21 protein-coding genes are annotated in these 25,069 nt (G+C 60.2%); 7 read left to right on the top strand and 14 right to left on the bottom strand.

The annotated features are described in order from the left end of the window. Window positions 1-70 precede the first annotated feature (70 nt). The 3 genes from ACK6BI_RS20570 to ACK6BI_RS20560 all read left to right on the top strand — a co-directional run bounded on the left by ACK6BI_RS20570 (window position 71) and on the right by ACK6BI_RS20560 (window position 3,437). A complete protein-coding gene (locus tag ACK6BI_RS20570) occupies window positions 71-1,654 on the top strand; it encodes a peptide chain release factor 3 (protein WP_065259173.1) in 1,584 nt (527 codons plus the stop codon). A gap of 124 nt (window positions 1,655-1,778) precedes the next feature. Next, entirely contained in the window at window positions 1,779-3,014 is a 1,236-nt protein-coding gene (locus ACK6BI_RS20565; protein WP_409318502.1) for an MFS transporter, read from the top strand. Between the two features lie 156 nt (window positions 3,015-3,170). Beyond that, entirely contained in the window at window positions 3,171-3,437 is a 267-nt protein-coding gene (locus ACK6BI_RS20560; RefSeq protein WP_409318501.1) for a hypothetical protein, read from the top strand. Window positions 3,438-3,544: 107 nt separating this feature from the next. Here ACK6BI_RS20560 and ACK6BI_RS20555 read toward each other — a convergent pair whose 3' ends face one another. The 10 genes from ACK6BI_RS20555 to ACK6BI_RS20510 form a co-directional block, all read right to left on the bottom strand. Next, complete coding sequence (locus tag ACK6BI_RS20555; RefSeq protein ID WP_260522196.1) at window positions 3,545-4,525, bottom strand: peptide ABC transporter ATP-binding protein; 981 nt, start codon at window positions 4,523-4,525, stop codon at window positions 3,545-3,547. After that, the gene (locus ACK6BI_RS20550; protein WP_065259177.1) at window positions 4,525-5,493 is read right to left on the bottom strand and encodes an ABC transporter ATP-binding protein; all 969 of its coding nucleotides are present in this window, start codon (window positions 5,491-5,493) and stop codon (window positions 4,525-4,527) included. The genes ACK6BI_RS20555 and ACK6BI_RS20550 overlap by 1 nt, the downstream gene beginning before the upstream one ends. Window positions 5,494-5,503: 10 nt before the next feature. Beyond that, complete coding sequence (locus ACK6BI_RS20545; protein WP_409318500.1) at window positions 5,504-6,430, bottom strand: ABC transporter permease subunit; 927 nt, start codon at window positions 6,428-6,430, stop codon at window positions 5,504-5,506. 11 nt (window positions 6,431-6,441) lie between these two features. Next, window positions 6,442-7,452, bottom strand: coding sequence for an ABC transporter permease subunit (locus ACK6BI_RS20540; RefSeq protein ID WP_065259179.1), 1,011 nt, complete (start codon window positions 7,450-7,452; stop codon window positions 6,442-6,444). Between the two features lie 73 nt (window positions 7,453-7,525). Beyond that, entirely contained in the window at window positions 7,526-9,121 is a 1,596-nt protein-coding gene (locus tag ACK6BI_RS20535) for an ABC transporter substrate-binding protein (RefSeq protein ID WP_409318499.1), read from the bottom strand. Window positions 9,122-9,198: 77 nt separating this feature from the next. Next, window positions 9,199-10,611, bottom strand: a complete 1,413-nt coding sequence (locus tag ACK6BI_RS20530; RefSeq protein ID WP_409318498.1) for an OprD family porin — start codon at window positions 10,609-10,611, stop codon at window positions 9,199-9,201. A 178-nt stretch (window positions 10,612-10,789) separates the two neighbouring features. Further along, a complete protein-coding gene (locus ACK6BI_RS20525) occupies window positions 10,790-12,388 on the bottom strand; it encodes an ABC transporter substrate-binding protein (RefSeq protein WP_409318497.1) in 1,599 nt (532 codons plus the stop codon). A 296-nt stretch (window positions 12,389-12,684) separates the two neighbouring features. Further along, on the bottom strand, window positions 12,685-14,307 hold the full coding sequence (locus ACK6BI_RS20520; protein ID WP_409318496.1) for an ABC transporter substrate-binding protein: 1,623 nt from the start codon (window positions 14,305-14,307) through the stop codon (window positions 12,685-12,687). Window positions 14,308-14,567: 260 nt separating this feature from the next. Beyond that, the gene (locus ACK6BI_RS20515) at window positions 14,568-16,169 is read right to left on the bottom strand and encodes an ABC transporter substrate-binding protein (RefSeq protein ID WP_409318495.1); all 1,602 of its coding nucleotides are present in this window, start codon (window positions 16,167-16,169) and stop codon (window positions 14,568-14,570) included. Between the two features lie 984 nt (window positions 16,170-17,153). Continuing rightward, on the bottom strand, window positions 17,154-17,873 hold the full coding sequence (locus tag ACK6BI_RS20510) for an SIMPL domain-containing protein (protein WP_134825483.1): 720 nt from the start codon (window positions 17,871-17,873) through the stop codon (window positions 17,154-17,156). 316 nt (window positions 17,874-18,189) lie between these two features. Between ACK6BI_RS20510 and ACK6BI_RS20505 the strand changes: the two genes are divergently transcribed. From ACK6BI_RS20505 to ACK6BI_RS20490, 4 genes are all read left to right on the top strand, one after another. Continuing rightward, window positions 18,190-19,452 carry an ATP-binding protein gene (locus tag ACK6BI_RS20505; protein WP_409318494.1) on the top strand — a complete coding sequence of 421 codons (1,263 nt, stop codon included), beginning with the start codon at window positions 18,190-18,192 and terminating at the stop codon, window positions 19,450-19,452. Continuing rightward, a complete protein-coding gene (locus ACK6BI_RS20500; protein ID WP_065261803.1) occupies window positions 19,445-20,005 on the top strand; it encodes a response regulator transcription factor in 561 nt (186 codons plus the stop codon). The genes ACK6BI_RS20505 and ACK6BI_RS20500 overlap by 8 nt, the downstream gene beginning before the upstream one ends. Window positions 20,006-20,101: 96 nt before the next feature. Next, window positions 20,102-21,829 (top strand): ABC transporter ATP-binding protein/permease, encoded by a 1,728-nt coding sequence (locus ACK6BI_RS20495; protein WP_409318493.1) that lies wholly within the window; start codon window positions 20,102-20,104, stop codon window positions 21,827-21,829. 105 nt (window positions 21,830-21,934) lie between these two features. Continuing rightward, window positions 21,935-22,684 (top strand): FadR/GntR family transcriptional regulator, encoded by a 750-nt coding sequence (locus tag ACK6BI_RS20490; RefSeq protein ID WP_409318492.1) that lies wholly within the window; start codon window positions 21,935-21,937, stop codon window positions 22,682-22,684. An 8-nt stretch (window positions 22,685-22,692) separates the two neighbouring features. Here the strand turns inward: ACK6BI_RS20490 and ACK6BI_RS20485 are convergent, their stop codons facing one another. From ACK6BI_RS20485 to ACK6BI_RS20470, 4 genes are all read right to left on the bottom strand, one after another. After that, entirely contained in the window at window positions 22,693-23,025 is a 333-nt protein-coding gene (locus ACK6BI_RS20485) for a hypothetical protein (RefSeq protein ID WP_409318491.1), read from the bottom strand. 159 nt (window positions 23,026-23,184) lie between these two features. After that, window positions 23,185-23,559: a hypothetical protein gene (locus ACK6BI_RS20480; RefSeq protein ID WP_409318490.1), complete on the bottom strand. Its 375-nt coding sequence runs from the start codon at window positions 23,557-23,559 to the stop codon at window positions 23,185-23,187. 102 nt (window positions 23,560-23,661) lie between these two features. After that, window positions 23,662-23,853, bottom strand: a complete 192-nt coding sequence (locus ACK6BI_RS20475) for a hypothetical protein (RefSeq protein WP_409318489.1) — start codon at window positions 23,851-23,853, stop codon at window positions 23,662-23,664. Window positions 23,854-23,864: 11 nt separating this feature from the next. After that, a partial coding sequence (locus ACK6BI_RS20470; protein WP_409318488.1) for a phospholipase occupies window positions 23,865-25,069 on the bottom strand: 1,205 nt, incomplete at its 5' end.

Below are 25,069 nucleotides of genomic sequence, written 5' to 3'. Positions count from 1 at the left end.
CGGTTCGGTAATTGCCTTGACTTGGGCTATAATCGCAGCCCTTTTTTGAATCACCGCCAGGCGATTTCCCATGACCAACCAGGCCGCCGAAGTCGCGAAACGCCGCACTTTCGCCATTATTTCCCACCCCGATGCCGGTAAAACCACGATCACCGAAAAGCTCCTGTTGATGGGCAAGGCGATCTCCGTGGCCGGTACGGTGAAATCCCGCAAATCCGATCGCCATGCGACATCCGACTGGATGGAGATGGAGAAACAGCGGGGTATTTCCATTACCACGTCGGTCATGCAGTTCCCGTATCGCGAACACATGATCAACCTGCTCGACACCCCGGGCCACGAAGACTTCTCCGAAGACACCTACCGTACCCTGACTGCGGTGGACTCGGCCCTGATGGTCCTCGACGGCGGTAAAGGTGTAGAGCCGCGGACCATCGCGCTGATGGATGTCTGCCGTCTGCGTGATACGCCGATCGTCAGCTTCATCAACAAACTCGACCGCGACATCCGCGACCCGATCGAGCTGCTCGACGAGATCGAAGCCGTCCTGAAGATCAAGGCGGCGCCGATCACCTGGCCGATCGGTTGCTACCGCGATTTCAAGGGTGTGTATCACCTGTCGGGTGACTACATCATTGTCTACACCCCTGGCCACGGCCACGAACGCACCGAAACCCGGATCATCGAAAAGCTCGACTCCGACGAAGCCCGCGCCCACCTGGGCGACGAGTACGAGCGCTTCCTCGAGCAGCTGGAACTGGTGCAGGGCGCCTGCCACGAATTCAATCAGCAGGAGTTCATCGACGGTCAACTGACCCCGGTGTTCTTCGGTACCGCGCTGGGCAACTTCGGTGTCGATCACGTACTCGACGCCGTGGTCGACTGGGCGCCACGTCCGCTGCCACGGGTGGCCAACGAGCGCACCGTGGAGCCGGTGGAAGAGAAGTTCTCGGGCTTCATCTTCAAGATCCAGGCGAACATGGACCCGAAACACCGCGACCGCATCGCCTTCATGCGTATCTGCTCCGGCAAGTACGAAAAAGGCATGAAGATGCGCCACGTGCGCACCGGCAAGGACGTGCGTATCGGTGACGCCCTGACGTTCTTCTCCTCCGAGCGTGAACAGCTGGAAGAAGCCTATGCGGGCGACATCATCGGTCTGCACAACCACGGCACCATCCAGATCGGCGACACCTTCAGCGAAGGCGAAAGCCTGGGCTTCACCGGCATCCCGCACTTCGCCCCGGAACTGTTCCGCCGCGTACGCCTGCGCGACCCGCTGAAATCCAAGCAACTGCGTCAGGGTCTGCAGCAACTGGCCGAAGAGGGTGCGACCCAGGTGTTCTTCCCGGAGCGCACCAACGACATCATCCTCGGCGCCGTCGGTGTGCTGCAGTTCGATGTGGTCGCCAGCCGTCTGAAAGAGGAATACAAGGTCGAGTGCTCCTACGAGCCGATCACCGTGTACTCCGCACGCTGGATCGAGTGCAGCGACAAGAAGAAGCTGGAGGAATTCTCCAACAAGGCTGTGGAAAACCTGGCACTGGACGGCGGCGGTCACCTGACCTACCTCGCTCCGACCCGGGTCAACCTGGCGCTGATGGAAGAGCGCTGGCCGGACGTGAAATTCCGTGCGACCCGTGAGCATCACTAAGCGCTGATGGGTGCCCCCGAAGCCTACTGTGAAAACAGTGGGCTTTTTTTTGTCTGTTGATTGAGTATGGGCAGATTCTTTTGGTTCAGGTTGCGCACCTGGCTGATCAAGGAGGGATCAATCGATGATGGCGCGGCTCGTCCATCTGCTTCGCCCGAACGGCTATTTCAGCCTGATGGCCTGGGTACTCGCGGCGCTGCTGTTCATCAATCGTCTGAGCAGCATGGTCAAGCTGTTCATGGCGTTGTATCTGCGGCAGGAACTGGGCTTCGCCATCGAGACCGTTGGCTGGTTGCTGGCGGCGTACGGTGGCGGGTTGTTGATCGGGTCGATGCTGGGCGGTTTGCTCAGCGACCACATCCGCACCGCGCGGCTGACGGCGGGGCTGTTCTTCGTTTCAGCCTGGGTACTGCTCGGGCTCGGGCTGGTGACGCAAGTGCCGCTGCTGGCCGGACTGCTGTTGCTCAGCGGTACGATCGACGGCGCGATCCGTACGCTGCACCAACGCTTGATCATGGAGTATTGCGAAGTCGCGCAGCGGCCCCGGGCGCAGGCCTTGAGCCGCATCGCCAGAAACCTCGGCATGGCCGCCGCCGGTGTCGCGGGCGGACTACTGGCGCAGACGGATTTCCGCTGGGTGTTCTTCATCAGCGCGGCGCTGACGCTGGTGGCGCTGCTCTGGTTCGTCCGCACGACCTGGCGGCGAACAGTGCTGATCCCGGACGAAACGCCAGAGGCGCAGACCGGCTCCGGCCTGCCATACCGCGACAAACCCTTTCTCTGGCTGCTGACGGCGACCGTCCTGCTTGGCATGGCGTTCGACACCGTTTACAGCACCCTCGGCAACTATCTGCGCGACTACTATCGCTTGAGTACCGAGGCCATCGGCTGGCAGTTCGCGATCAACGCGATTCTGGTGGTGGCGCTGCAGATCCCGATTTCGCATTGGGGCGAGCGCTGGGGTTCGCGTCGCCCGTTGATCGCCGGTTGCGTGTTGCTGGCGCTGGGGCTCGGCATGCTGCCACTGGGTTCCGGATTGTTTTATGCCTGCCTGTCGACAGTGGTCTGGACGCTGGGCGAAGCGCTGTTCATGCCGCCGCTGAATGTGCTGGTCATGCAGCATGCGCAACGCGGCAAGAGCGGCCAGTACTTCGGTCTGTTTTTCATGGCTTGGAGCGCGAGTGCGTTGCTGTCGCCGGTGCTCGGCGGTCAGCTTTACGGCCAGTTCGGAGGGCAAAGCGTCTGGGTGGCCAGCGCGGCACTGGCACTGATGTCGGTCCCGCCGGTTTGTCTGGCGACCCGTTTGCGCGGCTCGGCCTGCCGGCCCGTGCAAACCCGCAAGGTCACCTCGCTTAGTTGATCCGGTTATGGGGCTTATTCGAAAGCGGTCTGTCCAGCCATGGCATTTCCGGGCATGGGTTAGCGTCCTATCTGGTGAACCCGGCTGATCGGAACTAGATTTTATTCAGCGCCGGACCGGCACTCTGGCTTCAACCACGAAAGGATGGAAACGCTTATGAGCATTTTTCAACGCACAGTGTTGTTGCTTAAGGTCTTGCTGATGCTGACGCTTGGCACCACGGCAGCGTGGGCGAGCAACGCGGCACCTGCGCAGGGTTTCAATGCGGCGCAGGGGCACGCAGGTGTGATCATGCTCGCCAAATCCGAGTCTGAACCCGGCGATCAGGATCAGGGTGGCAGCAAGGACGATGACGACTCGACCACCGACGAGCCTGACACCGATGATCCTGATTCCGGTGACGATGGCGACAGCCAGACATAGATTGCAGGCAAAAGAAAACCCCTTCCTCCCCGACTGATGCGCAATCGAGAAAGAAGAGGTTTGATCAACGCTTTAACGACCCGCCCCGGCAACAGGGCGGGTTTTTTTCATGCCGCGCCGTCGAGGAACTGCTCGGCGTAGTGGCACGCTACCTGACGGGTATCGAGTTGGCGCAGGGCCGGCTCTTCCGTGCTGCAACGCTCGGTGGCGTAAGGGCAGCGCTTGTGGAACGCGCAGCCCGGTGGCGGGTTCAGCGGGTTGGGCAGCTCGCCGACGATCTTGATCTTCGGCTTGTCCGGATCCGGGTGGATGGTCGGGGTCGCCGACAGCAGCGCCTGGGTGTACGGGTGCAGAGGACGGGCATAGATGTCCTCTTTCGGGCCGATTTCCACCGGACGACCGAGGTACATCACCATCACGTCATCGGCCACGTGCTGCACCACCGCCAGGTTGTGCGAAATGAACACATAACCGGTGTTGAATTCCTGCTGCATGTCCATGAACAGGTTCAGCACCTGCGCCTGGATCGACACGTCCAGCGCCGAGGTCGGTTCGTCCGCCACCAGCACTTTCGGTTGCAGCATCATGGCGCGGGCCAGCGCGATACGCTGGCGCTGACCGCCGGAGAACATGTGTGGATAACGCTGGTAATGCTCGGGACGCAGGCCGACCTGCTTCATCATCGCCTGGACTTTCTCGCGACGCTCGGCGGCACTCAGGTTGGTGTTGATCAACAGCGGCTCGGCGAGCTGGTCACCGATCTTCTGCCGTGGGTTCAACGACGCGTACGGGCTCTGGAACACCATCTGCACGTCTTTGCGCAGTTGCTTGCGCTGGGCCTTGTCGGCGCCGGCCACTTCCTGCCCGGCGATTTTCAGGGAACCGGACGACGGCTCTTCGATCAGGGTCAGGGCACGGGCCAGGGTGGATTTGCCGCAGCCCGATTCGCCGACCACGGCGAGGGTCTTGCCGGCTTCCAGTTCGAACGACACGCCGTTCAGGGCGCGTACGGTCGCATGGCCCTTGAACAGGCCACGGGAGACTTCGTAGTGACGGGTCAGGTCGCGGGCGGTAAGTACGACGGCCATTACGCCACCTCCTGGTTCAACGGGTAGAAGCAGCGGGCGAGGCTGTTGGCTTTCGGATCGAGGGTCGGACGCTGCGCGCGGCAGCTGTCCTGCACGTACGGGCAGCGCGGCGACAGCAGGCAGCCATGCGGGCGGTCGTAACGGCCGGGAACGATGCCCGGCAGGGTCGCCAGACGCTCGGCGCCCTGGCTGTGTTCCGGAATCGCCTTGAGCAGCGCTTCGCTGTACGGGTGCGCCGGGATATCGAACAGTTGCGGCACCTGGCCGACTTCAACGGCTTGCCCGGCGTACATCACACAGACGCGCTGGGCGGTTTCGGCCACCACGGCGAGGTCGTGGGTGATCAGCACCAGGCCCATGTTCTGCTCTTTCTGCAGCGCCAGCAACAGGTCCATGATCTGGGCCTGGATCGTTACGTCCAGTGCAGTGGTCGGCTCGTCCGCGATCAGCAGTTTCGGTTCGCCGGCAATCGCCATGGCAATTGCCACACGCTGGCTCATGCCGCCGGACAGTTGATGCGGGTAGGCGTCCATACGGCTGGCGGCGCCGGGGATTTCAACCTTTTCCAGCAGTTCGATGGCGCGCTTGCGGGCGGCCTTGCCGGACATTTTCAAGTGCAGGCGCAGCACTTCCTCGATCTGGAAACCGACGGTATAGCTCGGGTTCAGCGCGGTCATCGGGTCCTGGAACACCATGGACAGGTCTTTGCCGATGATCTGCCGACGCTGACGATTGCTCAGTTTGAGCATGTTCTTGCCGTCGAAGCTCAGGGAATCGGCTGTGACGATGCCCGGGTGCTCGATCAGGCCCATCAGCGCCATCATGGTCACGGACTTGCCGGAACCCGATTCGCCGACGATGGCCAGCACTTCGCCCTTGTCCACCTTGAGGTCGAGACCGTCGACCACCGGTGTGGCGTTCTTGTCGCCGAAGCGAACGTTGAGATTCTTGATTTCTAGCAGTGACATGGGAATCTCCTCAGGCGGCGTTCTTGAGTTTCGGGTCCAGCGCATCGCGCAGGCCGTCGCCCATCAGGTTGATTGCCAGCACGCTGAGCAAAATGGTCAGACCAGGCAGACTCACCACCCACCAGGCGCGTTCGATGTAGTCGCGGGCCGAGGCCAGCATGGTGCCCCACTCAGGGGTTGGCGGCTGCACGCCGAGGCCGAGGAAGCCCAGGGCGGCGGCGTCGAGGATCGCCGAGGAGAAGCTCAGAGTCGCCTGAACGATCAGCGGTGCCATGCAGTTCGGCAGCACGGTGATGAACATCAGTCGCGGCAGGCCGGCACCGGCCAGGCGCGCAGCGGTCACGTAGTCGCGGTTCAGTTCGCCCATCACCGCAGCACGGGTCAGACGCACGTAGGACGGCAGCGAAACCACGGCAATTGCGATCACGGTGTTGATCAGGCCAGGGCCGAGGATGGCGACGATCGCCACGGCCAGCAGCAGCGATGGCAGGGCCAGCATGATGTCCATCAGACGCATGATGGTCGGGCCGACCACTTTCGGGAAGAAACCGGCGAATAGACCCAGCAGGATCCCCGGAATCAACGACATCACCACCGACGACAGACCGATCAGCAGCGACAGGCGCGAACCCTGGATCAGGCGCGACAGCAGGTCGCGACCCAGTTCATCGGTGCCGAGCAGGAACTGCATCTGCCCGCCTTCGAGCCAGGCCGGTGGCGTCAGCAGGAAGTCCCGGTATTGCTCGCTCGGGTTATGCGGGGCGACCCACGGCGCGAAGATCGCGCAGAAGATCACCAGCAGCATGAACAACAGGCCGGCGACGGCGCCCTTGTTTTTGGAGAAGGCTTGCCAGAATTCCTTGTACGGCGACGGGTACAGCAGACTTTGATCCACGCCAGGTGCGGCGGTGACTACTGAGGATGTTGGAGTGCTCATGGGTATTGACCTCAGCGCTGATGACGGATGCGTGGGTTGGCAAAGCCGTAGAGGATGTCCACCACGAAGTTGACCAGGATCACCAGGCAGGCGATCAACAGAATGCCGTTCTGCACGACCGGATAGTCCCGGGCGCCGATGGCTTCGATCAGCCACTTGCCGATGCCGGGCCACGAGAAAATGGTCTCGGTCAGCACCGCACCGGCCAGCAGGGTGCCGACTTGCAGGCCGACCACGGTCAGCACCGGGATCAGGGCGTTGCGCAGGCCATGCACGAAGACCACGCGCGATGGCGACAGGCCTTTGGCCTTGGCGGTACGGATGTAGTCTTCACGCAGCACTTCGAGCATCGACGAACGGGTCATCCGCGCGATCACCGCCAGTGGAATGGTGCCCAGTACGATGGCCGGCAGGATCAGGTGATGCAGGGCATCGAGGAAGGCACTGACGTCATCGGCCAGCAGGGTGTCGATCAGCATGAAACCGGTGCGTGGCTCGATGTCGTAGAGCAGGTCGATCCGCCCGGAAACCGGTGTCCAGCCCAGGCTGACCGAGAAGAACATGATCAGGATCAGGCCCCACCAGAAGATCGGCATCGAATAGCCCGCCAGGGAGATGCCCATCACCCCGTGGTCAAACAGTGATCCTCGCTTGAGGGCCGCGATCACGCCGGCCAGCAGACCGATGATGCCGGCGAACAGCAGGGCGGCCATGGACAGTTCCAGGGTCGCCGGGAAGAGGGAGGTGAACTCGGTCCATACGCTTTCACGGGTGCGCAGGGATTCGCCGAGATCGCCATGGGCCAGTTTGCCGATGTAGTCCAGGTACTGGGCGTACAACGGTTTGTTCAGACCGAGGCGTTCCATTGCCTGAGCGTGCATTTCGGGGTCGACCCGACGTTCGCCCATCATCACTTCCACGGGGTCGCCGGGAATCATGCGAATCAACGCGAAAGTCAGCAAGGTGATGCCGAAAAACGTGGGGATCAACAACCCCAGTCGGCGGGCAATAAAACTAAACATCTTGTGTGGTACCTCATCAGCCGGTTAGGCGTGCCCGGCGACCCTGGGGTCAGGGAGACCGGGCGTTTCTTATCTACTTCACCTGGGTGGTGGCGAAGTTATTGGTTGTCAGAGGGCTGATGTGATAACCCTCGACGTTGTTGCGCATTGCCGTGAACATCCGGGTGTGGGCCATGCTGATCCACGGTTGGTCCTGGTTGAAGATGGCCTGGGCCTCTTCGTACAGTTTGGCGCGTTCGGCCGGATCTACTTTAGCCCGTGCTTCGTCGAGCAGGGTCTGGAATTTCTCGTTGCACCAGCGAGCGTAGTTTTCGCCGTTCTTGGCGGCCTCGCAACTGAGCATAGGCGTCAGGAAGTTATCCGGGTCACCGTTGTCGCCCGCCCATCCGGCCGACACCATATCGTGTTCGCCCGCCTTGGCGCGCTTGAGCATTTCGCCCCATTCCATCACGCGGATGTCGATCTTGATCCCGACTTTTGCCAGGTCAGCCTGCATCATTTGCGCGCCGAGCATCGGGTTAGGGTTGGTCGGGCCACCGCCGTTGCGGGTAAACAGGGTAAACACGGTGCCTTCCGGCACGCCGGCTTCCTTGAGCAGCTTGCGGGCGGCGTCGAGGTCACGCGGCGGGTTCTTCAGTTCGTGGTTGTAGCCCAGCAGGGTCGGTGGGTACGGGTTGACCGCGACGGTCGCGTTGCCCTTGCCGAACAGTGCGTTGACATAGGCTTCCTTGTCGAAGGCGATGTCGATCGCTTTGCGCACCCGCACGTCGCTCATGTACTTGTGCTGGGTGTTCATGGCGACGTAGGAGACGGTCATCGCGTCCATCTCGTCGACTTTCAGCTTGTCGTCTTTCTTGATGCTCGGGATGTCATCCGGCTTCGGATACAGCGCGATCTGGCACTCGTTGGCCTTGAGCTTCTGCAGGCGCACGTTGTTGTCGGTGGCGATGGCCAGAATCAGTGCATCGGCCGGCGGCTTGCCGCGGAAGTAGTCCGGGTTGGCCTTGAAGCGGACCTGGGCGTCCTTGTTGTAGCGCTGGAAGACGAACGGTCCGGTGCCGACCGGCTTGCTGTTCAGGTCGCCGGTCTTGCCGGCCTTGAGCAACTGGTCGGCGTATTCGGCCGGGTAGATCGAGGAGAACGCCATGGCGATGTCGGCCAGGAACGGCGCTTCGCGGCGGGTCAGGGTGAACTTGACGGTGTTGTCGTCGACTTTCTCGACGCTTTTCAGCAATTCCTTGAAGCCCATGCTTTCAAAGTACGGGAAGCCCACGCTCGACAGCTTGTGCCACGGGTGATTCGGGTCCAGCTGGCGCTGGAAGCTCCAGACCACGTCGTCGGCATTCAGGTCGCGGGTCGGCTTGAAATATTCGGTGGTGTGAAACTTGACGCCTTTGCGCAGGTGGAAGGTGTAGGTCAGGCCGTCGTCGCTGATGTCCCAGGACTCGGCGAGCGCCGGGATCACTTCAGTGGTGCCGGGCTTGAAGTCGGCCAGGCGGTTGAAGATGGTTTCGGCCACCGCGTCGGCAGTGACTGCAGTCGTGTACTGGACCATATCGAAGCCTTCCGGGCTGGCTTCGGTGCAGACCACCAAGGGTTTGGCCGAGACGCCGATGGCGGCGCTCAACAGGGCGGCAGCGACGGCCGCACGTAGGGGAAGCATTTTCATCGATAACCCTCTGCAATCGGTTGAAGACAAAAAGCCGAACGGCCGACTCGTCACTGAGTCAGCCGTCGACCGCGTTTTTACAGAATGTTGAACGGTACGGTGGTCACGAGACGGAACTCGTTGATGCTGCCGTCAGCCTGGTTTTCGCTGGCGCGGTGGGCAGTGTAGGTGGCACGCACGGTGGTCGCCTTGAGCGGGCCGCTCTGTACCGCGTAGGTGGCACCGATGCCGTATTCGTAGTGGTGCTCGCCGTCCATGTTGCGTACGTCATACGCAGTGCCGGTGTAGTGAGTACCGTCGATGCCCCAGCCGCGAGCCTGGTAGATGTTGAACTTCAAGCCTGGCACGCCGTATTCGGCCATGTTCAGACCATAGGCGACCTGGAAGGATTTCTCGTTCGGGCCGTTGAAGTCCGACAGCAGGGAGTTGGCCAGGTAGATGCCGTTGGTTTCATGCAGGTAGTCGAAGTATTCGTCACCGTTGATCGCCTGGTACGAGAAGGTCAGGCTGTGGGCCTGGTGAGTCAGGCCGAACGACAGCGAGTAGGTGTCGTTGTCGATGTTGCCCATCTCTTTTTTGCCGGTATCGACGGTCTTGTAGTAGTTCAGGCCGGTGGTCAGGCTCACGACGTTGCTGTCACCCAGTTCGTGGGTGGCGCCGAAGTAGTACTGGTTCCAGAAGTCTTCGGCCTTGGAGGCGTAGAGGCTGGTTTTCAGGCTCTGCAGCGGCTGGTAGTTCAGGCCGACGATGCTTACGCGGTCGGTTTCGGCGCCGTTGGCGCTGTACTCGGTGCGGAATTTCGACAGGCTCTCTTCGGTACGCGGCGATACGCGGTCGAAGCTGCCGGCGTCGAACGACAGGTTATTCAGCTCTTCGCTGTGCAGGCTCACACCTTCAAAGCTTGAAGGCAGCGCACGGTTGCCGATGGTGTCGACGATTGGCGTGCTGAAGTTCTGGCGACCGGCGGTCAGGGTGGTGTTGGAAACGCGGAACTTGACGTTAGCCAGGCCGAGTTTGCTCCACTGACCTTCGGCGTCACCGCCTTCCTTGGTCAGCGTACGGTTGTTGCCCGCGCCTGGACGCGAACCCGGTGCACCGCCGTTGTTGGAGGCCAGGGACTTGCGATCGCGCTCCAGGGCCACGGCGTTGTAGGCGGCCACTTCAGTGCTGACACCCACGGTGCCCTGAGTGAAGCCGGAAGTGAAGTTGACGATGGTGCCCTGTACCCAGTTGATACGACGATCGGTCGGGGTGGCAACACCGTCTTTGCGGTAGGTGAACTTGCCGCCGCGCTTGAGTTGCTCGTTGGCGTACCAGTTACGGGTGGTGCCGCTGATCTTCGAACCTTCGAGGAAACCGGTGGCCTCGGCCTGGGCGCTTTTCTCGTTGACGGTCACCGGGGTGAACGCCTGGCTCTGTTCCTCGGCAAACGCCGTGGCGGTGATGCTGCTGATGGCCAAAGCCAGTATCGCGGTGCTGCTCAGTTTCATGGGTGAAGCTCCTTTACTTTCTTTTTATGCCGGCTTTTTTTGTAGGGCCGGTTTTTGGTTTTAGAACTCATTCACACATCGCAAACGTTTGCAAAAAGCCGGATCGGCAAATTTCGGCAAAGCGCTTGCGTGAGGAGGTAGACGGCCTCCTCAGCATTGCGGCTAATCGGTTATGGGTTTAATCGATGCTGACACCCGAAAACACGTTGCGGCCGAAGGGGCTGACCTTGAATCCTTCAACCCTGGCGCTCAGCGGCTGGTTGACCGTCGAGTGGGCGACAGGCGTGATCGGCACTTGCTGCTTGAGCAACTGCTGGGCCTGTTTGTAGAGCACGGTGCGCTGGTCGCGGTCAGTGACGACCTTGGCCTCCTTGATCAGCTTGTCGTAAGCCGGGTCGCACCACATCGAATAGTTGTTGCCGCCAATGGCGTCGCAGCTGTACAGCGTGCCGAGCCAGTTGTCCGGGTCCCCGTTGTCACCGGTCCAGCCGATCAGGCTGACATCGTGTTCGCCATTCTTGGTGCGCTTGATGTACTCGCCCCATTCGTAGCTGACGATCTTCACTTTCAGACCGATCTTGGCCCAGTCAGCCTGGAGCATTTCGGCCATCAGCTTGGCGTTCGGGTTGTACGGGCGCTGCACCGGCATGGCCCACAGGGTGATCTCGGTGCCTTCCTTGACGCCGGCAGCCTTGAGCAGCTCCCTGGCTTTTTCCGGGTTGTAGGCGGCGTCCTTGATGGTGTCGTCGTAAGACCATTGGGTCGGCGGCATGCCGTTGACCGCCAGTTGGCCGGCGCCTTGATAAACAGCGTTGAGAATCCCCTGTTTATTCACCGCCATGTCCAGTGCCTGACGCACTTCGAGCTGGTCGAACGGTTTGTGGCGCACGTTGTAGGCGATGTAGCCGAGGTTGAAGCCCGGCTTCTCGATCAGTTGCAGTTTCGCGTCGTTCTTCAGTGCAGGCACATCCGCCGGGCGTGGGTGCAGTGTGACCTGGCATTCGCCGGCCTTGAGCTTCTGCACGCGAACGGAAGCATCGGTATTGATCGCGAAAATCAGGTTTTTCAGCTTCACCCGGCTCTGATCCCAGTAATGCGGGTTGCCGGTGTAGCGGATGTTCGAGTCTTTCTGATAGCTCTTGAACACGAACGGGCCAGTGCCGATCGGCTTCTGGTTGATGTCGCTCGGTTTGCCTTCGGCCAGCAGCTTGTCGGCGTATTCCGCAGACAAAATGGCGGCGAAGCTCATGGCGATGTTCTGGATGAACGCGGCGTCCACGCTGTTGAGTGTGAACACCACGGTCAGCGGCCCGGTCTTCTCGACCTTGGCGATGTTCTTGTTGAGGCTCATCCCGTTAAAGTACGGGAACTCGGTCGGATAAGCCTTACGGAAAGGCTGCTGCGGATCGAGCATGCGGTTGAACGTGAACAGCACGTCGTCGGCGTTGAAATCCCGTGTAGGTTTGAAATACGGCGCTGTATGAAATTTCACCCCTTCACGCAGGTGAAAGGTGTACTTGAGGCCATCCTCGGAAATATCCCAGCTGGTTGCCAGGCCTGGTACGACATTGGTCGCGCCTTTTTCGAACTCGGCCAGGCGGTTGTACAGCGGCTCCGCGGCGTCGTTATCGGTCGCGGTCGTGTATTGCGCGGTATCGAAACCGGCCGGGCTGCCTTCGGAGCAGAACACCAGGCTGTCGCTGGCGGCAAAACTCGCGGACGTGGCGGCCAACAGGCCGGCGCCCAGCAATGCGGAAAAAACCAGAGTGTGGCGCATGACGCTCCCTCTTTTCTTTTTGTGTTTCCAATGCGCCGCGGCCCCGTCCTGGGACGTTGTGGCTGCATCGGGCTCAAACCCACAGCGAACCGATAGCCCACGCAGTCACTGGTCAGAACCTGACGGTAGGGACCGCTGGTCTGGCAGTAAATGCGCTGAGTCCTAAAGACTCGTAGGAAAAGGCGACACGTCCGATACCAACCTGGTCAGGCCAAGTGGAAATGGATGTAGGCAAATTCCTGACTATTCGGCAGAAAAAAGCAGCGGCGACGCTGAATACGTCGCCGCTGCGTTTTTTACTTGATGCTGACGCCGTAGAAGGAGTTCAAGCCGAACGGGCTGATCTTGAAGTCCTGCACGTTGGCGCGCATGGGTTGATACACCGTCGAGTGAGCGATAGGTGTCATGGGAACTGCATCTTTCAGGACGTGTTGCGCCTCTTTGTAGAGTTCGGTGCGCTTGGCCTGGTCGGTGGTGCGCTTGGCTTCTTTCACGAGGCCGTCGAATTTCTTGTCGCACCATTTGGAGAAGTTGTTGCCATTCAGGGAGTCGCAGCCGAACAACACGTTCAGCCAGTTGTCCGGATCACCATTGTCACCGCTCCAGCCAATGATCATGGCCTGGTTCTCGCCACCCTTGGAACGCTTGATGTACTCGCCCCACTCGTAGCTGGTGATCTTCACGTTCAGGCCAATCTTTTTCCAGTCGGACTGGAGCATTTCGGCCATCAGTTTGGCGTTCGGGTTGTACGGACGCTGAACCGGCATCGCCCACAGGACGATCTCGGTACCTTCCTTGACGCCGGCTTCCTTGAGCAGCTGCTTGGCTTTCTCGGGATCGTACTTGGCATCCTTGATGGTGGTGTCGTAGGACCACTGGGTCGGCGGCATGGCGTTGACGGCCAGCTGGCCTGCGCCCTGGTAAACCGAGTCGATGATCTGTGGCTTGTTCACGGCCATGTCCAGCGCCTGACGAACGCGCAGGTCGGCCAGCGGGTTCGGTTCGTTGCTGCCCTTGACCTTGTCCATCACGTTATAGGCGATGTAGCCCAGGTTGAAGCCGGCCTGGTCAGGCATCTTCAGCGCAGGATCGGCTTTCAGTGCCGCGAGGTCGGCCGGACGCGGGAACAGGGTGACCTGGCACTCGTTCTTCTTCAGCTTCTGGATACGGACGGACGGGTCGGTGGTGATGGCGAAGATCAGGTTGTCGATCTTCACGTCTTCAGGCTTCCAGTAATCCTTGTTGCCGGTGTAACGGATGTTGGAGTCTTTCTGGTAGCTCTTGAACACGAACGGGCCCGTGCCGATCGGCTTCTGGTTGATGTCGGCAGCCTTGCCTTGTTTCAGCAGCTGGGCTGCGTACTCGGCGGATTGAACCGACGCGAAGCTCATGGCCATGTTCTGGATGAACGCGGCGTCGACTTCTTTCAGAGTGAACTTGACGGTGTGGTCGTCGACTTTATCGATCTTGGTGATGTTGGTATCCATCCCCATGTCGGTGAAGTACGGGAATTCGGTCGGGTATGCCTTACGGAACGGGTCATCCTTGTTAATCATGCGATTGAAGGTGAACAGCACGTCGTCGGCGTTGAACTCACGAGTCGGCTTGAAATACGAGGTGGTATGGAACTTCACGCCTTCACGCAGGTGGAAAGTGTAGGTCAGTCCGTCCGGAGAAATGTCCCAGCTGGTCGCCAGCCCAGGTGTCACGGCGGTGCCGCCACGCTCGAACTGGGTCAGACGGTTGAACATGGTTTCGGCTGAGGCGTCGAAGTCGGTTCCGGTGGTGTATTGGCCTGGGTCGAAACCGGCCGGGCTGCCTTCGGAGCAGAACACCAGGTTAGTCGCAGCGGAAGCGAATGGTGCGGAGGCAAGCAAGCCTGCGCCGACTAAAAACGGAATGACCGCGTGTTTAAGCATGTTGGCCTCATGATTTGTTGTCATTTTTTAATATTGAGGTACGACCTCGTGAGTCGTGCCTGCGGATACTTATGCAGGGCCCATACCCAATGCAAGATCCAGAGCGCCTGGTGGCGTCAAAGCGTGGCACGAACGTACCTTAATGTCGCATCTGTATAACTTTTGACGCATTTAACCGTTTGCGCCCGGTTTTTACGGTGCAAACGGAGCTCCAAAACGGTGCATTGGTCACGAAGTGCGCGCCGAATCGGGGCCGGGTGTTACTTATTTATACCCACGCCGTAGAACGGGGTTAGACCGAACGGACTGATCTTGAAGTCGGTGACTTCCTTGCGCAGTGGCTGGAACACCGTGGAGTTGGCGATCGGCGTGATCGGCACTTGCTGTTTCAGGATCAGTTGCGCCTGTTGATACAGTTTTACCCGTTGCGATTTATCGGTAGACACCTTGGCCTGCTGCACCAGTTTGTCGTAGGCCGGATCGCACCACTTGGCGTAGTTGCTGCCCTTGACGGCGGCGCAGCTGTAAAGCACGCCCAGCCAGTTGTCCGGATCGCCGTTGTCGCCGGTCCAGCCATAGATCATCGCGTCGTGCTCGCCGTTCTTGGCGCGCTTGATGTACTCGCCCCATTCATAGCTGACGATGTTGGCCTTGATGCCGATCTTCTCCCAGTCCTGCTGAATCATCTGCGCCGACATCCGCGCATTCGGATTGGAGGCGCGTTGCACGGTCATCGCCCAGAGATTGATGGTAGTACCCGGCGCAACCCCGGCTTCCTTGAGTAGCGCCTTGGCTTTTACGGGGTCGTACGGTGCATCCTTGATATTCGGGTCATAGGACCATTGCGCGGGTGGCAAGGCGTTCTGCGCCAGCTGCCCGGCACTCTGATAGACGGCTTTGATGATCGCCGGTTTGTCGATGGCCATGTCCAGGGCCTGACGCACTTTGAGCTTGTCCAGCGGCGGATGGGTCGTGTTGTAGGCGAGGAAACCGAGGTTGAAACCTGCCTGCTTCAATACACGCAGGTTCGGGTCTTTTTCCATCACCTCGATGTCGGCCGGGCGCGGGTAGCCGCTGACCTGGCACTCGCCGGTCTTGAGCTTCTGCAGACGGACCGCGGCATCCGGGGTGATCGAGAACACAAGGTTGTCAATTTTGACGTCTTCGGGTTTCCAGTAATCCTTGTTCGCCGCGTAGCGGATCTGCGAGTCCTTCTGGTATCGCTTGAACACGAACGGCCCGGTGCCGACCGGTTTCTGGTTAATGTCCGCTGCTTTGCCTTCCTTCAGCAGTTGCGCGCCATATTCGGCCGATTGCACCGAGGCGAAGCTCATGGCGAGGTTCTGCACGAACGCGGCGTCGACGTTGTTCAGGTTGAAACGCACAGTGTTGTCGTCGAGTTTTTCCACGGACTTGATCGTGGTGTTCAGGTCCATGTCGGTGAAGTACGGGGATTCGGCGGGGTAGGCCTTGCGAAAGGCGTTGTCCGGGTCGAGCAGGCGCTGGAAGGTGAACAGGACGTCGTCGGCGTTGAAGGTGCGGGTCGGGGTGAAGTAGTCGGTGGTGTGGAATTTCACGTTTTGGCGCAGGTGGAAGGTGTACTGGAGGCCGTCCGGGGTTACGTCCCAGCTTGTGGCCAGACCGGGTTCGACTTCGGTGCCGCCGCGTTTGAATTGGGTGAGGCGGTTGAAGACGGTTTCGGCGGAGGCGTCGAAGTCGGTGCCGCTTGTGTATTGGCTGGGGTCGAAGCCTGCCGGGCTGGCTTCGGAGCAGTAGACGAGGGTTGTTGCTGCATTGGCGATTGGGGTTATGGTGGTCAGGGCGAGGGTGATCAGGAGCGGTTTGAGGGTGGGTCTTTGCATGTCTGGCCCGTGGGTCTGGAGGTGGTTGTTCCTTGAGGTTAGCGGGGATTTGGGGGGGGGCGGAAATATCGTTTTTTGAGGGGATGCGTCTATCTCGGTATATCCGGCGGTTTTTTGAGCATATCCGTTTTTTCGGGTGCTGCGGCTTATGGTTCCGCCCTTACGGCGGGTCACTTTGGCAAACGCCCCAAAGTAACCAAAGGTCTGGGCCCCGGCGTACGGCCCCTCGCTGGGGCTCGGGGTTCCTTCGTTACGGTATTCATCCGGGGGCATCGCCTACGGTTTGCTTCGCTGCACCTCCTCTCGATGTGTTTGGCTTCGCCAAACGGTCGCTGCGCTCCCACCCCCGGATGAATCCCTCCACTCAGCCTGCCGAAGGGGCCAAAAGATCAAGAGCTTTACTCGAGCTAACGCTCATCGTGTTGAGCGGTGGAAAGCAGAAAGCAGAAAGCAGAAAGCAGAAAGCAGAAAGCAGAAAGCAGAAAGCGGAAAGCGGAAAACAACTGCGGATTGTTTGATCGTTCCCACGCTCCGCGTGGGAATGCAGCCCGGGGACGCTCCGCGTTCCATTTGGGGATGTTTAAAGATGTGTGGGATTCACCGAACCTTCCCACAATGTTTTCAGGTTGTCCGTCGGAAGCACGCTTTCTAGTCTTTGGTTGTCGCAGAAGATCCTGCGATCGGGAGGTGAGATTCCCAGCTACCGAATTTGGAAACCAGCGCAAGCCACCCCGTAATCCCATGCTGGCCGAACTGGCTGTGAACCGCGTGCTGGATCAGGTTGATCCGAGAGCTTGAGACCGAGTCATCGTTCATCGCGGGCAAGCCTGCTCCCACAGGGGCGTGCGCGATTTCAATAAATCCACAGAACCGGTGGGAGCTGGCTTGCCAGCGATGACGGCAGAGCTGACAACTCATATCCCGGGCACAAAAAAACCGGCGATCATTCACTGATCGCCGGTTTTTCATTCAGCCGTCACTCAATCACTGCATCAACACTTCGATCGAACCATCGGCGGTCAGGCTGACCTGGCTGGTACCGGCTTCGACCTCGGGCGTGACCGGCGCCGCGTCCATGCCAGCGGCCGCTTTCATCATCATCGGGGCGCGCATGTACGGTTGCGGGTAGCCGTTGCTGTTGAGGTTCAGGTTGACGATTTTGTAGCCCTTGCCGCCCAGGGCGTCGGTGGCCAGTTGGGCGCGGGCCTTGAAGGCGGTGACGGCTTCTTTCAGCAGTTTGTCTTCGCTGGCCTTGCGGGTCGGGTCGGCGATGGCGAAGTCCATGCCGCCCATTTTCAGTTCGGTCAGCAGTTCGCCGGTGAGTTTGGACAGGGCGGCGAAGTCGGTGCTTTCCAGACGCAGTTCGGCGCGTTCGCGCCAGCCGGTGATTTTCTGGCCCTTGGTGTCGTAGATCGGGTAGCTGTTGCGGCTGCCCTGGCGCAGGGTGATGTCTTTTACTTGTTTGGCCTGGGCCAGGGCCTTGTTCATGGTGGTGCTGACGTCGGCGGCGAGTTTGGCAGGGTCAGTGTTCTGTTCTTCGGTGTAGAGGGTCACGATCATCAGGTCGCGGGCCACTTCCTGGCTGACTTCGGCGCGCAGGGAAATCTGGTTGTAGTGCAGCTCATCGGCGGCCAGGGCCGGAAGGCTGGCGACGCTGCCGACGGTCAGGGCGAGAAGGGCGGCGCTGCGGCGAAATGTGTGCATGAAAGCTCCTTGATGAGGGCGCAGGTGATGGTTCGGGGGCCTGCGTGAAACCATCAGACTCTAGCTTTTATGTTCCGGTTCGCCCAGTTACAACTTCTATACAGATGGTCGGGGGGCGCTTTGAGGCCCATCGCCAGCAGACTGGGTCCCACAGGAAAAAGCATTTCAAATGTGGGAGCGAGCCTGCTCGCGAAGGCGCCCTTATAGCCGCAGAAAAACTTTGCGCCATGTGGTCGTTTGCCGCACTTTCGCCTCTCAAGCCCGCGCCTTGGTTATACTCCGTGCGATCCGCCTGGAGCGCTCATCAGGAGAGCTCATGCTCGCCCCCGTACAACTGACTTCCGCCACTCGCCAGAATCTCTGGCGGCTGACTTTCATTCGCACCCTGGTGCTGGCCGCGCAGGCCGGTTCCGTGGGCCTGGCCTACTGGCTGGAGCTGTTGCCGTTGCCGTGGGTGCAACTGGTGATGACCCTCGGCTGTTCGATTCTGCTGTGTGTGTTCACCGCCGTGCGCCTGCGCACTTCGTGGCCGGTCACTGAACTTGAATACGCGCTGCAACTGGCCTGCGACCTGTTTATCCACAGCGCCTTGTTGTACTTCTCCGGTGGTTCGACCAACCCGTTCGTTTCGTACTACCTGGTGCCGCTGACCATCGCCGCAGTGACGCTGCCATGGCGTTATTCGGTGTTGCTGTCCGGCATAGCACTGGCCCTGTATACGCTGATGCTGACGCATTTCTATCCGCTGGAAACCCTGCCGGTCGCGCGGGAAAACCTGCAGATCTACGGCATGTGGCTGAGTTTCGCCCTCGCGGCGGCGGTGATCACTTTCTTCGCTGCGCGCATGGCTGAAGAATTGCGCCGACAGGAAGAGCTGCGGGCGATCCGTCGCGAAGAAGGCCTGCGCGATCAGCAATTGCTGGCCGTCGCGACCCAAGCCGCCGGTGCCGCCCATGAACTGGGCACGCCGCTGGCGACCATGAGCGTGTTGCTCAACGAAATGCAGCAGGATCACCACGACCCGATGCTTCAGGAAGACCTGAAAGTGTTGAAGGATCAGGTCAAACTCTGCAAGGAAACCCTGCAACAACTGGTGCGCGCCGCCGAGGCCAATCGCCGGATGGCGGTGGAGATGCAGGACGTCACCGACTGGCTCGACGAAGCCCTCAACCGCTGGCACCTGATGCGTCCCGAGGCCAGTTACCGCTTCCAGCGTCTGGGTCAGGGGCCGTTGCCCCGTGTCGCACCACCACCGGATCTGACCCAGGCTTTGTTGAATCTGTTGAACAACGCCGCCGATGCCTGCCCGGATAACCTTCAGGTCACCCTGGACTGGGACATGGAATACCTGACCATCAGTATTCGCGACCACGGCGCCGGCGTGCCGCTGGTGATAGCCGAGCAAATCGGCAAACCGTTTTTTACCACCAAGGGCAAGGGCTTCGGCCTGGGCCTGTTTTTGAGCAAGGCCAGCGTGACACGCGCCGGCGGCTCAGTGAAACTCTATAGTCATGAGGAAGGCGGCACGCTCACCGAGCTGCGCCTGCCCCACGGCGTCCGAGGAGAGCAACATGAGTGACGAAATCCAAGTCGAAGGCGAAGAACTGCCGCATTTGCTGCTGGTCGATGACGATGCGACCTTCACCCGGGTAATGGCTCGGGCCATGGCTCGCCGTGGTTTTCGCGTCAGCACCGCCAGTTCCGCCGAAGAAGGACTGACCATTGCCCAGGCCGATCTGCCGGACTATGCAGCGCTCGATCTGAAAATGGACGGCGATTCCGGTCTGGTGCTGCTGCCCAAACTGCTGGAACTGGATCCGGAAATGCGCGTGGTGATCCTCACCGGTTACTCGAGCATTGCCACCGCAGTCGAAGCGATCAAGCGCGGCGCCTGCAACTACCTGTGCAAACCGGCGGACGCCGACGACGTGCTGGCGGCGCTGCTGTCCGAACACGCCGACCTCGACAGTCTGGTGCCGGAGAACCCGATGTCGGTGGATCGCCTGCAGTGGGAACACATCCAGCGAGTGCTGACCGAACACGAAGGCAACATTTCCGCCACTGCCCGCGCCCTGGGCATGCACCGCCGCACCTTGCAGCGCAAGTTGCAGAAACGCCCGGTTCGTCGCTGAACCTGCGCTGAACGACCATTGCCCGCTCTCGCGATAAAGCGCACCGATCAACTATGATCGGTGCGTGTCTGTTCTTTTCTTTATCGAGCCTTATCCATGAATCAGAACGCTGAATATTCCGCGGTCAACGATGCTGTGCGCGGGCAGTTTTTTCGCAAGGTGTGGGCCATGACCACGCCTTACTGGCGCAGCGAAGAGAAGGGCAAGGCCTGGACGTTGCTGATTGCCGTGATTGCCCTTTCGCTGTTCAGCGTGGCGATCTCGGTGTGGATCAACAGTTGGTACAAGGACTTCTACAACGCCCTGCAAAAGAAGGATGAGGCGGCGTTCTGGCAGTTGATCCTGTATTTCTGCGGTATCGCCACGGTAGCCATCCTGGGTGCGGTGTATCGCCTGTACCTGACGCAGATGCTGACCATCCGCTGGCGGGCGTGGCTCACCGAGAACCATTTCAAACGCTGGCTCGGCCACAAGAATTACTACCAGCTGGAGCAGGGCGGCTATACCGACAACCCCGACCAGCGGATCTCCGAAGACCTCAACACTTTCACCGCCAACACCCTGAGCCTCGGGCTGGGATTGATCCGCACGGTGGTCAGCCTGGTGTCCTTCTCGATCATCCTGTGGGGGGTATCCGGCAGCATCGAGGTGTTCGGCGTCGAGATTCCCGGCTACATGTTCTGGTGTGCGCTGTTGTACGCGGCGGTCGGCAGTTGGCTGACACACTTGATCGGTCGGCGTCTGATCGGCCTGAACAACCAACAACAACGCTTTGAAGCCGACCTGCGTTTTTCCATGGTACGTGTGCGCGAAAACGCCGAGAGCATTGCGCTGTACAACGGCGAGCCCAACGAAAACCGTCGCTTGAGCAGCCGCTTCGGTCTGGTCTGGCACAACTTCTGGGACATCATGCGGGTCTCCAAGCGCCTGACGTTCTTCACCTCTGGTTACGGCCAGATCGCGATCATTTTCCCGTTCATCGTCGCAGCGCCGCGTTATCTGGCAGGCAAGATCGAGCTGGGTGAACTGATGCAGATCAACTCGGCATTCGGCAACGTGCAGGAGAACTTCAGCTGGTTCATCAGTGCCTATTCGGAACTGGCCGCCTGGCGCGCCACCTGTGATCGTCTGCTGAGTTTCCGTCAGGCCATGACCGACAATGAAGAGCGCGCTCCGGCCATCGACGTACAGAATCAGGGCAGCGAATTGAAGGTGCACAACCTCGGACTGAATCTGGCCGACGGTCGTCACCTGCTGACCAGCGCCGACATGAACGTCGAGCCGGGCGACCGGGTGATGCTCAGCGGCCGGTCCGGCAGCGGCAAGTCGACATTGCTGCGGGCGATGGGGCACTTGTGGCCGGCAGGGTACGGCAGTATTCGCCTGCCGGCGGCACGTTATCTGTTCCTGCCACAAAAGCCGTATCTGCCGATCGGCACCCTGCGCGAAGCCTTGAGTTATCCGCAACCGGGCGATACCTACGCGCCGGAGCGTTATGCACAAGTGCTGGAAACCTGCCGTCTGCCGCATCTGGTGGCACGACTGGACGAAGCCAATCACTGGCAGCGCATGCTTTCGCCGGGTGAGCAGCAACGACTGGCCTTTGCCCGTGCGCTGCTTTATGCGCCGCACTGGCTGTACATGGACGAAGCGACGTCGGCGATGGACGAAGAGGACGAGGCCACGTTGTATCAGGCGCTGATCGATCAGTTGCCGGGCCTGAGCATCGTCAGTGTCGGCCATCGCAGCAGCCTCAAACGCTTCCATCCACGGCATGTGCGGATCGACAGCGGGCATCTGGTCGAGCAGACCGTCACGGCCTGATGTGCACTGAATCTGTGGGAGGCTGCTCCCACAGAGGACGGTGATCGTACAACTCCCTTGGGCTATGATGCCCCTCCAGCTGAATTTTCGAGATAAACGCAGACCATGGAAAACCCGATCGACGCCCCGCGCCTCCCTCGCAAGCGCCGTAGCCTGGCACAGGAACTGGTGACGGTGCTGACCGAGCAGATCCGCGACGGTCTGCTCAAGCGTGGCGACAAGTTGCCCACCGAGTCGGCGATCATGGAAGCCCACGGCGTCAGCCGCACCGTGGTGCGCGAAGCGATTTCCCGGCTGCAGGCTGCAGGACAGGTCGAAACCCGCCACGGCATCGGCACCTTCGTCCTCGACACGCCGAGCCCGAGCGGATTCCGGATCGACCCGGCGACCGTGGTTACCCTGCGTGACGTACTGGCGATTCTCGAATTCCGTATCAGCCTGGAAGTCGAATCCGCCGGTCTTGCCGCGCAACGCCGCAGCAGCGAGCAGTTGGCCGCGATGCGCGCCGCCCTCGACGCCCTGAACGAAAGCGTGGCCCATGCCAGCGATGCGGTGGCGTCGGACTTCCAGTTCCACCTGCAAATCGCGCTGGCCACCGGCAATCGCTACTTCACCGACATCATGACTCACCTGGGCACCAGCATCATTCCGCGTACGCGACTGAACTCTGCACGCCTGGCCCATGATGATCAGCAGCACTACATGAATCGCCTGAGCCGCGAGCACGAAGAAATCTACGAGGCTATCGCCCGCCAGGATGCCGATGCCGCCCGCGCGGCCATGCGCCTGCACCTGACCAACAGCCGCGAACGGCTGCGCCAGGCGCATGAAGAGGCACAGGCGCAGGGCGGGTGATATTTCATCTAGGCGACGATGTCTGCATGAAGAGAGCCAGATTCACCATTACTAGTGGTATATCTGAGCGTGGCGGTCTTGCCTGCATGCGATGAGTAGAGTGATCTTTGGACCTGGAATGTGGTCGACGGCTGCTCGCTTGGTTTTGTTTCCGACCACTCTGATGGTTCGATCACTTTGAAAGATGCCGTGATTGTTGTGTCAGGGGGAAGTTTGCCGGTGTAGACCCTGAACACTACATAGCTGTGGTTTTTGCTCACCGATATCTCACCGTTCGGAAGAGGCATACCCACTGGGTCTTCAAGGGTCGGGTCAATCGAGTTCGCTTTATTGGTGGTCATTTTTCTGTCCTTTTAATGTGATTTATCGAGAGGGCCTGCGGGGCAAATGAGCGGTAGCCGTGTCGTTCAGCACAGGGCTATTTAGGCCTTGGCAACCGCGAGCTAGCTACTGTCAGAAATTACAGTTGCGACGAATGGTTAATGGCAATGCGAGGGCGATCAGGCTTCGATGTACAGTTTCAGCGGCTCCGAACACGGTTCCAGGCTGGCCTCATCGGCAAACTTGTAACGCAGTTCGACCGTGCTGTTCAGGTACTTTTCCAGCTCGAATCGGGGAATGCTCAGTTCGATTCCGGTCAGGCCGACCATGTCGTCGAGTGCGTCATCCCAGACGCCGGTCGGCTCCGACAGACCCTGCCATTCAGGTTCTTCCGGATCCTCGCCGAGGATCGGGTACACATCCCAGTTCGGCGGAGTGTTCTGGCCGTCGGGTACGCGGACGATCAGGTCATCATCCAGGTTCGATAAGCGCAGGATGATCGAGTCGCTGGCGTGATCGGGGAATTGCGGAAGCTGTGCAGCGGCAAACGTCATGTTTCGTTCTCCTTGAAAGATCTGCCGCGATCCTTCGCGGCAGTCGTCGCACTTTACCCGGCGTATCGGTGAGGTGCGCCGGGGCAATCTTGTCCGGGCATTTCAGCTCTTGGGCAGAATCGAACGATCGACCCTGACCGCCAGTCTGCCCGGGCCTGGCCTGACGTCGAATGTTGCCTGGCCATGAGCGTCCACCGATGCCCGAGCGATGGCGATGCCGTCGCGCAGCAATTGCAGCGGCGCACCTTTCAACGATTGGCCCGAGGCCAGTTCCAGTTTCAATTTGATCGTCATCGAATCGCTCCTTAATTCGTGTTGCCGGTTGGTTGGTAGTCCTTGAGCAGCAGGTAAGTGCTCCAGCCCCACCAGTCGTCGACGGTGGCGGTGTCGTTGAGGTTGTTGACGTCCTTGCGCCGCAGGACTTTGTTGCCCTGAAGGCGGAACAGTGGCGAGAAGTTGTTGGCCGGATCCAGCACGGCTGTCAGATCCGGCAACCGTTGCAGCGCGTTGAAGGTGGTCGGCACGCTGCCGCTTGAGTACGCGGCATACACCTCGTCCGCCGAATCCTGAACCGCCTGATTCACCTGATTGCGGTTGTCGGCGTCCGTGGCGTCGAAGTAGCGCTTGTCACCGAATGCGCGCCATTGCTCGCCATGTCCGTTGCGTACCTTGAGGCCGAACTTACTGTCTTCGTCATGCATGAAGCGAGTGATCAGCGAGCCCAGATCGCTCGGCGTTACGACGGCGGCCATGGCCTTGCGTGGCACCCGCAAATGCCCGGAGGAGAACAGGTCGGTGAGGTAATGATCCGCGAACGCATTCATCGCGTAGGCCCGTTCCAGTTGCAGCTCGTCCTGACTGGCGTGGGCGGCTGCGGCGGTTTGCAACGCGGCGGTGTGCCCGGCGATGTAGGACTGACGGGCCCATTCGCCGAAATGATCGGCATTGTTCGCCGCCAGTTTCAGGTAGCGACCGAGGGGGAACAGCGCCGAGACGAAACTGCCGCCGCCGGTGATTTTGTTCCACTCTTCCGACAACGTATCTCCCAGCGCGTCATAGGCTTCGTGGGGTGGTTTGCCGTCCTTGATCGCCTGTCTGACGGCATCGATCTCCTTTTGCATGATCGCCAGAATGCCTGGCGCTTCGGCCTTTGATGCCGGTAGAGCGGCGAGTGTGTCAAACGCCGCCGAAAAGCGCTGAAGGCGATCCGCCGCAGTTGCACCTTCGTTGATTGGCCGGTCGGCGATTCCGTAGAAATCGCCACCCAGCGCGAGCACCTGGCCATAGGTCAGCGCCAGTCCGTTCGGCAGATGCAGGGGTACGTTTTGCGCGAGCACCGGCTCGGCGTTTTCAACGAAACGCAGCCGGGTGTTATCACCGATCGCCGTGTGCTCCGCGCCTTCGAAGCGCAGCGGCGGTTTGCCTTTCATGGCTATGCCAGAAAGCGAGGCAACGGATTGGATATCGCTGTGCGAGTCAGCAATGTGCAGCACCAGATGCGGGTTTTCGG

It is taken from the genome of Pseudomonas sp. KCJK9016 (assembly GCF_046231795.1).
Classification (GTDB): Bacteria; Pseudomonadota; Gammaproteobacteria; order Pseudomonadales; family Pseudomonadaceae; genus Aquipseudomonas; species Aquipseudomonas bananamidigenes.
The sequence above is the reverse complement of the archived record's forward strand: the minus strand, read 5'-3'. Positions and strand labels throughout refer to the sequence as shown.

What these genes read in the sequence shown, in the direction of transcription:
- ACK6BI_RS20570 (WP_065259173.1), top strand. Translation starts at nt 71, where the DNA reads ATGACCAACCAGGCCGCCGAAGTCGCGAAACGCCGCACTTTCGCCATT.
- ACK6BI_RS20565 (WP_409318502.1), top strand. Translation starts at nt 1,779, where the DNA reads ATGATGGCGCGGCTCGTCCATCTGCTTCGCCCGAACGGCTATTTCAGC.
- ACK6BI_RS20560 (WP_409318501.1), top strand. Translation starts at nt 3,171, where the DNA reads ATGAGCATTTTTCAACGCACAGTGTTGTTGCTTAAGGTCTTGCTGATG.
- ACK6BI_RS20555 (WP_260522196.1), bottom strand. Translation starts at nt 4,525, where the DNA reads ATGGCCGTCGTACTTACCGCCCGCGACCTGACCCGTCACTACGAAGTC.
- ACK6BI_RS20550 (WP_065259177.1), bottom strand. Translation starts at nt 5,493, where the DNA reads ATGTCACTGCTAGAAATCAAGAATCTCAACGTTCGCTTCGGCGACAAG.
- ACK6BI_RS20545 (WP_409318500.1), bottom strand. Translation starts at nt 6,430, where the DNA reads ATGAGCACTCCAACATCCTCAGTAGTCACCGCCGCACCTGGCGTGGAT.
- ACK6BI_RS20540 (WP_065259179.1), bottom strand. Translation starts at nt 7,452, where the DNA reads ATGTTTAGTTTTATTGCCCGCCGACTGGGGTTGTTGATCCCCACGTTT.
- ACK6BI_RS20535 (WP_409318499.1), bottom strand. Translation starts at nt 9,121, where the DNA reads ATGAAAATGCTTCCCCTACGTGCGGCCGTCGCTGCCGCCCTGTTGAGC.
- ACK6BI_RS20530 (WP_409318498.1), bottom strand. Translation starts at nt 10,611, where the DNA reads ATGAAACTGAGCAGCACCGCGATACTGGCTTTGGCCATCAGCAGCATC.
- ACK6BI_RS20525 (WP_409318497.1), bottom strand. Translation starts at nt 12,388, where the DNA reads ATGCGCCACACTCTGGTTTTTTCCGCATTGCTGGGCGCCGGCCTGTTG.
- ACK6BI_RS20520 (WP_409318496.1), bottom strand. Translation starts at nt 14,307, where the DNA reads ATGCTTAAACACGCGGTCATTCCGTTTTTAGTCGGCGCAGGCTTGCTT.
- ACK6BI_RS20515 (WP_409318495.1), bottom strand. Translation starts at nt 16,169, where the DNA reads ATGCAAAGACCCACCCTCAAACCGCTCCTGATCACCCTCGCCCTGACC.
- ACK6BI_RS20510 (WP_134825483.1), bottom strand. Translation starts at nt 17,873, where the DNA reads ATGCACACATTTCGCCGCAGCGCCGCCCTTCTCGCCCTGACCGTCGGC.
- ACK6BI_RS20505 (WP_409318494.1), top strand. Translation starts at nt 18,190, where the DNA reads ATGCTCGCCCCCGTACAACTGACTTCCGCCACTCGCCAGAATCTCTGG.
- ACK6BI_RS20500 (WP_065261803.1), top strand. Translation starts at nt 19,445, where the DNA reads ATGAGTGACGAAATCCAAGTCGAAGGCGAAGAACTGCCGCATTTGCTG.
- ACK6BI_RS20495 (WP_409318493.1), top strand. Translation starts at nt 20,102, where the DNA reads ATGAATCAGAACGCTGAATATTCCGCGGTCAACGATGCTGTGCGCGGG.
- ACK6BI_RS20490 (WP_409318492.1), top strand. Translation starts at nt 21,935, where the DNA reads ATGGAAAACCCGATCGACGCCCCGCGCCTCCCTCGCAAGCGCCGTAGC.
- ACK6BI_RS20485 (WP_409318491.1), bottom strand. Translation starts at nt 23,025, where the DNA reads ATGACCACCAATAAAGCGAACTCGATTGACCCGACCCTTGAAGACCCA.
- ACK6BI_RS20480 (WP_409318490.1), bottom strand. Translation starts at nt 23,559, where the DNA reads ATGACGTTTGCCGCTGCACAGCTTCCGCAATTCCCCGATCACGCCAGC.
- ACK6BI_RS20475 (WP_409318489.1), bottom strand. Translation starts at nt 23,853, where the DNA reads ATGACGATCAAATTGAAACTGGAACTGGCCTCGGGCCAATCGTTGAAA.